Below are 12,733 nucleotides of genomic sequence, written 5' to 3'. Positions count from 1 at the left end.
TCGCACCACGGTTTGCCGGAAGGCCGTTGCTCCTGAAGGGAGCCATGCGTGAGCGAGATCCCCGCTACCGGGACGGGTACGCAGGACCTCTGGCCCGTCATCCAGCGGCTCGCCGCGTCCTTCGCGCGCCGCGACGGCGAGCGGGGGGTGTCCGCGGAAGAACAGTGGACCCTCCAAGTCCTCAAGATCGGGGAGGAGTTCGGGGAGGCGGCGCAGGCCGTGATCGGAGCCCGCGGCACCAACCCGAGGAAGGGGTACAGCCACGGCTGGCCGGACGTCCAGGCGGAGGTCGCGGACACCGCCATCACCGCTCTGGTCGCACTCGCCCGGATGCGGCCGGACGACGCGGCCGCATACCTCGCGGGTCACCTCGCCTCGAAGTCGGCCAGGTTCCTGCCCGGCCCGCAGCAGCAGCCGCCGCCCGACGACCGGCCGGAGCCGGAACCGCACCGGTGACCGGCCGCCGGCTCCGTTCCCCACGGAGTGGTACGCCCGCCTCGCCGTCCTTTCCTCGCCGGGCGGTGACGGCGCTCTGACCGCCTGACCGCTGACGGCCGGTGAGCCGTCGGCCCTCCTCCGGTCAAGCGGCGGGCTACGCTGTGCGCATGCCGCCCCGCCCCCGGACGCGCCCCACCGAGGAGCTGCTCCACACCGTCGAGGACCTTCACGCGCTGCGCTTCCCCCGGCAGGAGGAGCGGGCGGGGGACCGGTGGGGCGGACCCGGGTACCACCTGGTCGTGCTGGTGGAGAGCCAGGACTTCTGGGAGGACCGCGACACCGGGCTCGTCGAGGAGGCCGAGGCGGGGGTGGAGGCCGATCGCGCCGCCCTGGCCGAGCTCCTCACCCGACGCTGGGGAGCACCGGCCACGGTCGACCTCGGCGCCCGCGCGGGCTCCGACGGTACCGGTGCCGGTACGCACACCGATCCCGATCCCGATTTCGACGCCGAGGAGCCGGAGCCGATCGGGTTCCTCTCCGGGGTGACCTCCACCCTGCAGGTGTGGCTGCCGGGCGGGTCCGGCCGCTGGGTCGGCCTGGCCGTCGGCCAGGCCGATGCCGAGTGGCCGCTGCAGCTGCTCGCCGCGTTCGGGGAGTCGTCCGCACTGCCGGGATGATCCCCGCCCGGCGACCGGCCAACGGCCGGGGGCCGTTGTCAGACCCGTGGTGCAGGATCAAGGACATGAAGAGCCTTTACGCCGATGAGGCGCTGTCCAGCATGTCCGGCCGCGACGACTACGAAGCCGCTCTCGGCCGCCTGCGCGATGCGTCGCGGGCGTACTACGGCGACGGTGACAGCCCCGTCGACGACGCCACCTACGACCGGCTCCGCCTCGCCGTGCTGGCCTGGGAGCAGGCGCACCCCGACGAGGTCGCCCCGGATTCCCCGACCGGTCTGGTCGGGGACGGCGCCGCCCCGGCCGGAGACGTCGCGCACACCACCCGGCTGCTCAGCCTCGACAACGTCTTCGACCCGGCCGGCCTCACGGCCTGGGGCGCCTCCCTGCAGCGCCGCCTCGGCCACGAGCCCGCCGGCGGGTTCACCGTCGAGCCGAAGATGGACGGCGCGGCCGTCGCCGCCCGCTACCGCGCCGGCCGGCTGGAACGGATCGTCACCCGGGGCAACGGCACCCACGGCGAGGACGTCAGCCACGTCATCGGTACCATCGAGGGCCTGCCCGAGCGACTGCCCGTACCGCTCACCTTCGAGGTGCGGGGCGAAGTCCTCTTCACCCAGCAGCAGTTCGAGACCGCGAACGAGGTCCGCGCCGCGCACGGCGCACAGGTCTTCGCGAACCCGCGCAACGGCACGGCCGGCACCCTGCGCGCCAAGGACCGCCCGTACCGGCTCGCGATGACCTTCTGGGCGTACGGGGCGGTCGAGCTGGACGGCATCGCCTTCGCACCTGCCGGCGCCACGCACGCCGAGGTCCTGGCCGCCGTCACCGAGGCCGGGGTGCAGACCACCGCCGCCACGCCCGCCGGGCTGCACGTCGTCGCCACCCTCACCGAGGCGCAGCGGAAGGTAGACGAGATCGCCGCGCTGCGTCCCGTCCTCCCGTTCGGCATCGACGGGGTCGTGATCAAGGCGAACGACGCGGCCGAACAGGCCGCGGCCGGGTTCGGCAGCCGGTTCCCGCACTGGGCGACGGCCTTCAAGCTCCCGGCCGTCGAGCGGCAGACCGTACTGAAGGACGTGGTCTGGGACGTGGGCCGCACCGGCGTCCTCGCCCCGACGGCCATCCTCGAACCGGTGGACATCGACGGATCCACCGTCACCCGCGCCACCCTGCACAACCCGGCCGACATCCGCCGCCGCGACCTCCACCTCGGGGACACCGTGACGGTCTACAAGGCCGGCGACATCATCCCCCGCGTCCAGGCCCCGGTGACCGGCCTCCGTCCCGCCGGGGCGCGCGAGGTGCCGCTGCCCACGGCGTGCCCGAACTGCGCCGGCGAGATCAACAAGGACCAGGAACGGTGGCGCTGCGCCAAGGGCACCGCCTGCGCACTGCCCGCCCTGATCGAGTACGCCGCCGGACGCGACATGCTCGACATAGACGGCCTCGGCAAGACGTACGTCAAGGCCCTGATCGACTCCGGTGACGTCGCCGACGTCGCCGATCTCTTCACCCTCACCGAGGAGCAGCTCACCGTCGCCTCCGGCAGCGCCAAGCGCGGGGCCAGACTCGCCGAGCAGATCGAGGCCGCCAGGTCCCGGCCGCTCAGCCGCGTCTTCTGCGCCCTGGGCGTACTCGGCACGGGGCGGAGCATGTCCCGCCGCATCGCCGCGCACTTCGAGACCATGGACGCGATCCGGGCGGCCGACGCCGCCGCCCTGCAGGAGGTCGACGGCATCGGCGGGGAGAAGGCCCCGGTCATCGTCGAGCAGGTCGCCCTGCTGGCGCCCGTCATCGACAAGCTGGCCGAAGCCGGCGTGAACATGAAGGAGCCGCGGGAACCGCGCCCCCTCACGGAGGGCCCCCTGGCCGGGCGCACCGTCGTCGTCACCGGCAAGATGAGCGGCCCGCTGGAGACACTGGGACGCTCGGAGATGAACGCCCTGATCGAGAGGGCCGGCGGCAAGGCGGGCAGCAGTGTCAACTCCAAGACCGCCTACCTGGTCTGCGCCCCGTCCCCGAGCGGAAAGCCCAGCTCGAAGGCGGTCAAAGCCGCGGAACTGGGCGTCACCGTCCTCACCCCGGAGGCCTTCGCCGAGCTCGTCGCGGACCACCTGGCCTGACCCGGGCCGCGCGGTCCGCCCCCGTCCGTGGACCCGGACGGGGGAACGGGGGCCGCCGGGCGCGTACCGCACGGTGTCACGGCGGCGCGCCGCGACGGGTGCGGTGAGGATCGGGGCATGGGCTTCGTACTGCCGGTCCTCTTCGCTCTGTTCGCGGCGTTCAGCAACGCCCTCGCGACGGTCCTCCAGCGGAGGGCCTCGCTCACGGTGCCGCAGAGCGACGGCTTCCGCTTCGGGCTCGTCCTCGATCTGCTGCGCCGCCCCGTGTGGATCGGCGGGATCCTCGCGGTGATCGCGGCCGGCGTGGGCCAGGCCGCGGCGCTGGCGACGGGCGCGCTGTCCCTCGTACAGCCGCTGTTCGTGCTGGAGCTGCCGCTCGCCCTGCTGATCGCCTCGCTGGTGGGGCGCCGCCGGCTGCCGGGGGTGCTGTGGCTCGCCGTGGCCGCGGTGGTGGCGGGCCTGGGGACCGTACTGGTGGCCGCCTCGCCCACGGGCAACCGCACGCACGTCCCGCTCGACCGGTGGGTGATGGCACTGCCGGCGTGCACCGCGGCGGTGGCCGTGCTCGCGGCGGCCGGACTGCGGCGGCCGCCGGGCCGGATGCGGGCCGGATGCCTCGGCGCGGCCACCGCCGTCTGCTACGCCCTCACGGCGGCCCTCATGAAGTCGGCGGTGCACGCGCTGAGCGAGGGCGGCGTCGGGGCGTTCCTGACGACCTGGGAGACCTACGGCTTCGCCGCGAGCGGCATCTGCGCCGTGCTGCTCCTCGAACACGCCATGCAGGGCGGGCCGCTGGTGGCCTCGCAGCCCGCCCTGACCCTCGGCGACGCGGGCGTCAGCGTCGCCCTGGGGGTGCTGCTGTACGAGGAGCACCTGCGCACCCATTGGCGGCTGGTCCCCCAGCTGCTGGGTCTGGCCCTGATCTGCGCGGGGGTGCTCGCCCTGGCCAGGTCCGGGGCCGGTGACGGGCCCGGCGCGCCCTGAAGTCGCGGGAGGCGCCGCAGGGACCGGCCGTATCAGGCCGCGTCCCGCGGGAACTCGGTGGAGGGCGACCAGTCGACGGGATCGGCGGGGACCGCCTTCGGGGTGATACCCGTCATGGACTTGAACACGTGGTTGTAGTGGGACTGATCGTGGAAACCGGCGTGCTGAGCGACCTTCGCCAGCGGCATGCCCGTCCCTTGAAGCCGTAGCGCGTGGCTGAGCCGCAGGATGCGGGCGATGGCGGAGGGGGTGCGTCCCACCTGTTCCCGGAAGCGCCGTTCCAGGTGCCGTGTGCTCCAGTAGGTCCCGGCCGTGAGCTCCTTGACCTTCACCCGGCCGTGCGTCCGGTGCAACTCCCGCCAGGACCAGGCCACCTCCGGCGAGACCGCCGGCCCCCGGCCCACCAGGGGCAGCAGCAGGGCGTCCAGGATCCGCACCTGGCCGTCCCACGTGGCGGATTCGAGCTGCTCCGGCAGGTGCCGCAGCGCGGGCGGCAGCAGGTCGGCGGGATCCAGGTACGGCAGGTCCCAGTGGTGCATGGGCGTTCCGAACAGGCTGTAGGCGCCCATGGGGGTCATCCGCAGCACGATGCCCCGGACCCCGCCCCCGTGCCGGCCCACCAGGGCGCTCGTGAGCGGAAGATCGGCCCGGTGAAAGCAGCTGACGCTGCGTTCCGGATCCGCCGTGTCGAACGTGTGGACGGGGGAGCCGAACCCGAATCCGATCGTCGCGACGGTGTCGGGCATCACCAGCCTGTTCTGGTGATGGCCGGGACCGTATTCGTAGCACGCATAGACCTCAACGGAAGATCTCAGGCCGGGTGCGGGCAGGGTTCGCCATGCCTTGAAGGAATGGGTCCGGCTGGAGGTCGAGCGCGCTGGGCGCATGAATTCACTCTCCTGGGCAGGAGGTTTCCGGGGTACGCACATGCTGTACCAGTCCCATTCCTCCGAAAAGGAGATCTTGAGCCAACCGGGCTGCCGAATCCATGCGCTTCCCGCGGAACCCGATCATCCATATCAGGTCGCGTCCGTACAAGACGATCGCCGTCACCCGTGGTCATCCTGAAGCGCACGGAAAGACCGGGCCGCCGGGCCCGGACGGGAGAGGAGGAGCATGTCCACGTCGCTCGACCCGAGTGACATCGCCATCGTCCGCGCACCCCGGGCCATGGCACTTCCGCACGACCCGTCCGTCCACTTCTCCATGGACGACAACGACAGCGACGACAGTGGCGGAGCGGACTGGTTCACCGTCCAGGACGACACCGACTGACGAACACGAGGAGACACCGCAATGGGCAAGAACCTCGACCCGCAGGACATCACGGTGGTGCGCCCCGCCGGCACCCTCGTCCCGCCGCACGACAACAGCAACCACGAAGGTGACGACAACGACAGCAACGACTCCGGCGGTCACGACGGGTGGTTCGGCGACGACACCGACTGACGCACCGGCCGCCACCGCAACGGAACCGAATCCCCGAGGAGTTCGAAACCTGTGACGACCGTTACGGGTCGGGGGGCGGCTGCGCGCACCGCGCAGCCCTCTTCCGCCCTCTGCCGACTCATTCACCCGACGGACCCGGAGGAATTCCGGAACGAATACTGGGAGCAGCGCCCCCTCCGCATCCCGAGGAACGACCACCGGTATTTCGCGGAATTGCTGACCCTTTCCGACGTCGATGCGCTGCTGAGTCGCTCCGGGCCGGATTTCTCCAACGTCCGGGTGGTCTCCGAGGGCCAGGAGACCCCGGTGTCGACGCTGGGCGGTACCGACCGGCTGGAAATGCTGTACGAGCGGTACCGCTCCGGTTCCACCATCGTCCTCAACGCGCTGGAACGGCGCTGGGACCCCCTCACACGGCTGACCACCGAGCTGAGCGCCGAAGTCGGTGCCCGGTTCCAGGTGAACGTCTACCTCACCCCCGGCGGGCGGGCCCGCGGATTCGATCCGCACTACGACAACCACGACGTCATCATCCTCCAGGCCCACGGCACCAAGAGCTGGCGGCTGTACGGCATGCCCGACGCCCTGCCGCTGCGCAGTCAGCGGTACGGCGCGGCACGGCCCGTCCCCGAGGTGGAGGAGGAGTTCGACCTCGAACCCGGCAGCGTGCTCTACCTGCCCCGCGGGACGGTGCACGCCGCGACCTCGACCGATACGGCTTCCCTGCACCTGACCCTCGGCGTCCATCCGGTGCTCTTCCCCGCCCTCCTCGGCGAGGCCGTGCAGGACCTGGCGGAGGACGACGAGGCCCTGCGCAGGGGACTGCCCATCGGGTTCGCCTCCGACGAGGGCCGCAGGCGGGAGGCCGAGCGGATGATCGAGGGGCTGCTGGAGACCGTACGCACCCGGCTGACCCCACGGGAACTGACGGACCGCGCCGTCACGAGGGCCGTATCCATCGCCCCGCCCGTACTGCGCGGCCACCTCACCGACCTGGAGCGGACGCCCCGGCTCGACGGCGACACCCCCGTGAGGCTGCGGCCGGGCCTGCGCTGGCGGGTGTCCCTCACCCACGAGCACGTGGAACTGGCCTTCCACAACAAGACCGTCCGGCTGCCCCGCCACGTCGCCGACGAGGTGCGCTTCGTGGTGGAGAGCGGACACGACCCCTTCACGGCGGCCTCGATCACGGGGGACCTGGACCGGCCGGGCCGCCTGCTGCTCGTGCACACCCTGGTCCGCGAGGGCCTGCTGGCGGTGGGCTGACGCACGCCGTGCCCCGGAACGGCGGACCGTACCCACGCCAGGACCGAAACGAGGTGGGCCGCATGGCCACCGATCACACCGGTGCGCGGCACGTCCCGCTGCTCCGCATCGCACGGCTCTTCGCCCCCTACCGCGGCCGCCTGGTGGCCGTCGTCCTGCTCGTCATGGGCGGGGCGCTCACGGCCGTCGTGCCGCCGTTCGTCCTGCGGACGATGCTGGACGTCGCGCTGCCCGAGGGCCGGCTCGGGCTGCTCACCGTACTGGCCCTGACCATGCTCCTCCTGATCGTGGTCGGCATCGCGATGGGCGTCGGACAGGCCTTCCTGTCGGCGTCCCTCGGCCAGGCGGTCATGGACGACCTGCGCAACGCGGTGTTCTCCCATCTGCAGCGCATGCCCCTGTCCTTCTTCACCTCGACGCGGACCGGGGAGGTCCAGTCCCGGATCTCGAACGACATCGGCGGTATGCAGGCCACCGTGACCGGCACGGCGACCACCGTGGTGTCCGGTGTCACCACGGTGGTCGCCACCCTGGTGGCGATGTTCTCCCTGGACTGGCGCCTGACCGCGGTGTCCGTCGCCGTCCTCCCGCTGTTCGTCTGGATCAGCCGGCGCGTCGGCGGCGAACGCCGCGCCCTCACCCGCGAGCGGCAGAACCTGCTCGCGGTGATGTCCACCCTGGTCGAGGAGTCCCTCTCGGTCAGCGGATTCCTCCTGGGACGCACGATGGGCCGGACCGACACCGTGGTGCGCGAGTTCGCGAGGCGTTCGCGCGACCTCGCCGACCTGAGCGTCAGGTCCACCGCGGTCGGCCGCTGGCGCCAGTCGGCCGTCTCCATGGTGATCGCCGCCATGCCGATCGGCCTCTACTGGAGCGCCGGGGCCCTCGGGGAGCACGGGCGGCCCACCGCGTCCGTCGGTACGATCGTCGCCTTCACCTCGCTCCAGCAGGGCCTTTTCGGCCCGACCGTCACCCTCCTCCAGTCCGCCATCGGATTCCAGAGCGCCCGCGTCATGTTCGAGAGGGTCTTCGAGTACCTGGACCTGGAGAGCTCCATCAGGGAACCGGCCCACCCCGTCCGGCTCGCCTCGCCCGCGGGCCATCTGCGCTTCGAACACGTCCACTTCGCCTACCCCGGCGCGCGACCCGTCCTCCACGACATCGACTTCGACCTGCCCGCCGGAGGGAAACTCGCCGTGGTCGGGGCCACCGGCGCGGGCAAGACGACCCTCGGCTACCTGATACCCCGCCTCTACGACGCCACCGGGGGCCGGGTCACCATCGACGGCGTCGATGTCCGCGACCTGAGCTTCGCCGGCCTCGCCGAGACGGTCGGGGTGGTCTCCCAGGACGTCCACCTGTTCCACACCACCGTCGCCGACAACCTCCGCTTCGCGAAACCCGGAGCGAGCGACCGCGAACTGATCGACGCCGCCGAGGCCGCCCACCTGCACGAACTGATCACGGGACTTCCCGACGGCTACGACACGCTCGTCGGCGAACGCGGATACCGCTTCTCCGGCGGCGAGAAGCAGCGCCTGGCCATCGCGCGCACCATGCTCAGGAATCCGCCGCTGCTGGTCCTCGACGAGGCCACCAGCGCCCTGGACACGTACACCGAGGCGAGCGTCCAGCGAGCCCTCGACGCCCTTTCCGCGGGCCGTACCACCGTCACCATCGCGCACCGGCTCTCCACCATCCGCAACGCCGACCGGATCATCGTCCTCGACAAGGGACGCATCGTGGAGACGGGCACTCACACCAGCCTGCTGCACCGGCGCGGCCGCTACGCCGCGCTGGTCCACGCGGGCCCGCGCGAGGCCGGCGGAAGCGGCGAGTAGACGCGGGTTCCGCCGGATCGACCCCCGGCGGCGCGGGCGGCAGCCTGATGGGCAACCACCGGATCCGGTCCTTCGAAGAGCAGTGACCATCCGCCGGCGCGGGGGATCCGGCCTTTCGTGCCGACGGTCCTCGACGGCTCACCGCGCGGGCGGGGTGGCGCGGCCCTACGGTGGTGATGTCGTCCCGCTCCCGGCGGCAGGAGGCCGCGCCGTGAAGCCGATCCGCGTTGGGCTGCGCCGGGCCTGTGTGGCCGTTGCCGCCGCAGGTGTGCTCATCGCCCCGGTCGCCGCGGGCTCCGCGTACGGGGCGCCCGCCCCGGCCCGCGCGACCCCCTCCCCGCCGGCGGACACCGGATTCCCGAAGCTCACCCCGGCCGTCGCGGCGAAGCTCGACGCCGCCATCCTCGGGACCCTGCGCGAAACCAGGGTCCCGGGCGTGATCGTCGGCCTGTGGGCGCCGGGCAAGGGCAGCTACGTGAAGGCCTTCGGCGTGGCCGACAAGGCGACGTCCGCCCCGATGACGCCCGACCTCCTGGTCCGCATCGGCAGCGAGACCAAGACGTTCACGGTCACCGCCCTGCTGCAGCTCGTCGACCGGAAGAAGGTCGGCCTGGACGACCCCATCGGGCGGTACGTCGCTGGAGTGCCGAACGGTGACCGCATCACCCTGCGCGAGCTCGCGGGGATGCGCAGCGGGCTCTTCAACTACAGCGAGGACCCCGCCTTCGACAAGGCGTTCGCCACGGACCCCGACCGCCCCTTCACCCCGCGGGAGTTGCTCGGGTACTCCTTCAAGCACCCGGTGCAGTTCGCCCCGGACGCCGAGTTCGAGTACTCCAACACCAACCTGATCCTGCTCGGCCTGGTGGTGGAGAAGATCACGGGCCGCCCGATCGGCGACGTCATCGCCCGGGACGTCCTGAAGCCGGCGGGGCTGCACCACACCCTCTTCCCGGCCGGCGCGCAGTTCCCGACGCCGCACGCACGCGGCTACACGAACCAGACCGCGAGCGGAAAGATCGAGGACTCCACCGACTGGGACCCCTCCTGGGCCTGGTCGGCCGGAGCGATGATCTCCGACCTCCAGGACCTGCGCAGCTGGGCGAAGACCGTCGCCACGGGCACCCTGCTGACGCCCGCCACCCAGGCCGAACGCCTCAGGACCCGGTCCATCGGCATTCCCGGCGCCGGCTACGGCCTGGGCATCTTCGACGTCCAGGGCTGGATCGGCCACAACGGGTCGATCCCCGGGTACGAGACGCTGACCGTCTACCTGCCGGAGGAGAAGGCGACGATGGTCGTGCTGATGAACACCGACGTCACGGTCGGCGGCCAGGAACCCAGCACCTTCTTCGGCGAGGCGATCACGAGCGTCGTCACCCCCGGCCACGTCTACCCGGGTCGCAAGCCGTCCGTGTCCACGGGCCGCTGACCGCCCGGTGCGCGGGACCGGATCCGTGCGCTATGCTGATCTTGTTCTCGCAGCCGTGGAAACACGGTGGTGGGACCGGCGTTGGTGGTCCAAGGAAAGACACCCCACTTCCCGTGGGGGAATGCAGGTGCAAGGCCTGCCCAGCGCTCGACCGAAAGGCCCCGGCCTCCTCAGGGAGGCCGGGGCCTTCGTTGCGTTCGCCGAGACGGCGGTGCGGGTCAGCGGGCCGCGCCGAAGTCCTGCGTCCAGTACTGGCCCGGCTGCGCGAGGCCGACCCCGATCTCCTTGTAGGAGCAGTCGAGGATGTTCCGCTTGTGGCCCGGGCTGTTCATCCAGCCCTCCATGACCTTCGCGGCCGTGGGGTAGCCGTAGGCGACGTTCTCGCCGTACGTGCTCCACACATATCCGGCACCGGTGATGCGCCGGCCCGGATCGGAGCCGTCGGAGCCGGTGTGGGACATGGTGGCGTGGGCGGCCATGTCGGCACTGTGGTCCTGCGCGGCCTTGGTGAGCCGGTCGTTGACGGTGACCGCCGGACATCCGACCGCCGCACGCTCCTTGTTGACGAGCGCGACGACCTCGGCCACGGGGCCGGAGGGTGCCGCGGAGGCCTCGGGAGCCGCGGGGGCGGCGGGGGCGGCGGGCGCCGCCGTCTCGGCCGGCGGCTGCACGGGCTGCGGCGCCTGCGGCTGCTCCGCGGTCGGCGCGCTCTCGTCCGCGGGCTCCACCGGCGGCTCGGAGGCCGGCTCGGCGACGGGCTGGGCGGGGGCCGCGGGGGCGGCCGCCTCGACCGGGGCTTCCACGGGCGGCTGCGAACCCGGGCCCCCGAAGCCGGGAGCGTCGTCCCAGGGCCGGCCGTCGTGCCGGGCGGCGCCGGCCGACGCGGGGCCGGAGCCCTGCGGGCCCAGGCACGCCATGGCGGCAGAGGGCACACCCACGAGGGCCAGGGCCCCGAGGGTGACGATTATTTTCCGATGGTGCGTCTTCTTACGGTGCTTCCGCATGCCTGACCTCACTCGGTGATCGCGAACCTTCCGGCGCCGGACCGCGAGGACGCCGGAGGAGCCGCCATTCTTAGAAACCCGGCAGCGGCCTGGCAAGCCGTGGTCCCGGCACCGCCGGGGGACGGGAGGCTGCGGCTTGAAACGTCCGGAAGATCGTGCATGTCCTTGCGGCGGCCGGTCGGGCACGCATCTGACGCGGCACTAGGACCCCTCGCCACCAGCCGCGTTGCCCCGAACAAGACAGGAGGCTCTGATTCCGTTTCTGGCAGAGGCCGGAATGTCCACGTGAAATAGGTACAAAAGCTGAAATGTCGGCGACGGTGCAGCCCCTGCCGGGCCGCCCGGGCCGCCGAGTGGGGCGTGACGCATGTCACGCGTTCGCAAGGGAACCGGAACGCCGCGGCGCCCGGTGGCCCTGCGGCCGGGTGTCACCGGCCGCAGGGGTCGCGGGAAGCGCCGCGGGGGCCACCGGTGACGCCGGGGCCGTCAGATGCTGAGCCGTTCCACCAGCCTCCGCATGGTCTCGAAGGCGGGCTTGGGGGTGTAGTCGTCGGTGGTGAGGCCGAACCGGTGGAAGAGGTCCGGGCCGGCGCTGTCGGCGTCGCGGAGCGCGAAGTGCGTGTACCCGCTGAGGCCGAGTTCCCCCGCGCGCGCGGCGACGACGCCGAGCAGGGTCTCCACGACCTCGGCCTGGCGGAGCGCGGGCCGGTCGGGGCCGGTGGGCCAGCCGTGCTCGGTGATGTGCAGGGGCAGGTGCCCCAGGCCGGCCGGAGCCAGCACCGCGTCACGGTGGTGCCGTAGCAGCCCTTCGACGGCGGAGGCGAGACCGGCGGCGGCCACGGGCCGGAAGACGTCGGGGAAGAAGTCCAGCCCCACGTAGTCGAGGTCGGCGACGAAGCGTGCGCCGCCCAGATCGGTCAGGTCGCCGGCGAAGGAGGTGTCCGGCCCGAAGAGCGGGGTGGTGTTGAAGCCGATGAGCAGGTGGGTGAGCCCGAGCGCGCGGGCCTGCGCCCCGGCCGCGGACACCCCGCGCACGATCGCCTCGCGCACGCGCGGGTAGTAGCCGTCCAGCAGCGGGTTGGACGTGACGTTCGGTTCCTCCGCGACCTGGAGCGTGCGCGTGACCGCGCCGTACTGGACGACCAGTTCCCGCAGGAAGGCGCAGTAGCCGTCCACGTCCCCGGAGGGGGACCGGTACTGGGCCACCAGGTCGAGCCGGCGGCCCCGGACCGCGTACCGCCCGGCGTCGGCCGGTGTCGCCGTCGGATGCGGGCCGCCGAGCCGGGTGGCGTCGTCGAAACCCACGTACGCGCGTACGAGGAACGGGCGGTCCGCCCGGCCCTGGAGCCGGTCGAGGGCCGCGGTCACCCGGGCGGGGTCGTCGGGCGGGCCGGTGGTCAGACCGCCGCTGTCGTCGCCGCTGAGTCCGCCGGGGTAGATCCCGAAGAGTAATCCCCCGGGCGTTGTCGCTGTCATGTCTTCGCTTTCCCTTCGTTCTGTCCGGTCCCGGTCCCGG

The 12,733-nt window shown here is 72.3% G+C and carries 12 protein-coding genes; 9 read left to right on the top strand and 3 right to left on the bottom strand.

From position 1 onward, the window contains the following. Positions 1-48 precede the first annotated feature (48 nt). The 4 genes from OG295_RS00915 to OG295_RS00900 all read left to right on the top strand — a co-directional run bounded on the left by OG295_RS00915 (position 49) and on the right by OG295_RS00900 (position 4,225). Positions 49-456, top strand: a complete 408-nt coding sequence (locus OG295_RS00915; protein ID WP_371675019.1) for a MazG-like family protein — start codon at positions 49-51, stop codon at positions 454-456. A 149-nt stretch (positions 457-605) separates the two neighbouring features. Continuing rightward, a complete protein-coding gene (locus tag OG295_RS00910) occupies positions 606-1,115 on the top strand; it encodes a hypothetical protein (RefSeq protein WP_371675018.1) in 510 nt (169 codons plus the stop codon). Between the two features lie 65 nt (positions 1,116-1,180). Further along, positions 1,181-3,241: an NAD-dependent DNA ligase LigA gene (gene ligA / locus OG295_RS00905; RefSeq protein ID WP_371675017.1), complete on the top strand. Its 2,061-nt coding sequence runs from the start codon at positions 1,181-1,183 to the stop codon at positions 3,239-3,241. A 117-nt stretch (positions 3,242-3,358) separates the two neighbouring features. Next, positions 3,359-4,225: a DMT family transporter gene (locus OG295_RS00900; protein ID WP_371675016.1), complete on the top strand. Its 867-nt coding sequence runs from the start codon at positions 3,359-3,361 to the stop codon at positions 4,223-4,225. Positions 4,226-4,257: 32 nt separating this feature from the next. On the opposite strand, the gene OG295_RS00895 is transcribed toward OG295_RS00900, so the two are convergent. After that, complete coding sequence (locus tag OG295_RS00895; protein WP_371675015.1) at positions 4,258-4,971, bottom strand: helix-turn-helix transcriptional regulator; 714 nt, start codon at positions 4,969-4,971, stop codon at positions 4,258-4,260. Between the two features lie 370 nt (positions 4,972-5,341). Between OG295_RS00895 and OG295_RS00890 the strand changes: the two genes are divergently transcribed. The 5 genes from OG295_RS00890 (at position 5,342) to OG295_RS00870 (ending at position 10,213) form a co-directional block, all read left to right on the top strand. Next, positions 5,342-5,500 carry a hypothetical protein gene (locus OG295_RS00890; protein ID WP_371675014.1) on the top strand — a complete coding sequence of 53 codons (159 nt, stop codon included), beginning with the start codon at positions 5,342-5,344 and terminating at the stop codon, positions 5,498-5,500. A gap of 21 nt (positions 5,501-5,521) precedes the next feature. Continuing rightward, complete coding sequence (locus tag OG295_RS00885; RefSeq protein WP_371675013.1) at positions 5,522-5,674, top strand: hypothetical protein; 153 nt, start codon at positions 5,522-5,524, stop codon at positions 5,672-5,674. 213 nt (positions 5,675-5,887) lie between these two features. Continuing rightward, the gene (locus OG295_RS00880; protein WP_371675012.1) at positions 5,888-6,940 is read left to right on the top strand and encodes a cupin domain-containing protein; all 1,053 of its coding nucleotides are present in this window, start codon (positions 5,888-5,890) and stop codon (positions 6,938-6,940) included. 62 nt (positions 6,941-7,002) lie between these two features. Then, entirely contained in the window at positions 7,003-8,781 is a 1,779-nt protein-coding gene (locus OG295_RS00875) for an ABC transporter ATP-binding protein (RefSeq protein ID WP_371675011.1), read from the top strand. A gap of 211 nt (positions 8,782-8,992) precedes the next feature. Further along, a complete protein-coding gene (locus OG295_RS00870; RefSeq protein ID WP_371675010.1) occupies positions 8,993-10,213 on the top strand; it encodes a serine hydrolase domain-containing protein in 1,221 nt (406 codons plus the stop codon). Between the two features lie 218 nt (positions 10,214-10,431). Here the strand turns inward: OG295_RS00870 and OG295_RS00865 are convergent, their stop codons facing one another. Continuing rightward, complete coding sequence (locus OG295_RS00865; RefSeq protein ID WP_371675009.1) at positions 10,432-11,217, bottom strand: CAP domain-containing protein; 786 nt, start codon at positions 11,215-11,217, stop codon at positions 10,432-10,434. Positions 11,218-11,703: 486 nt separating this feature from the next. Continuing rightward, complete coding sequence (locus OG295_RS00860) at positions 11,704-12,693, bottom strand: hypothetical protein (RefSeq protein WP_371675008.1); 990 nt, start codon at positions 12,691-12,693, stop codon at positions 11,704-11,706. Positions 12,694-12,733 lie beyond the last annotated feature (40 nt).

The organism is Streptomyces sp. NBC_01276, assembly GCF_041435355.1.
Taxonomy (GTDB): domain Bacteria; phylum Actinomycetota; class Actinomycetes; order Streptomycetales; family Streptomycetaceae; genus Streptomyces.
The sequence above is the reverse complement of the archived record's forward strand: the minus strand, read 5'-3'. Positions and strand labels throughout refer to the sequence as shown.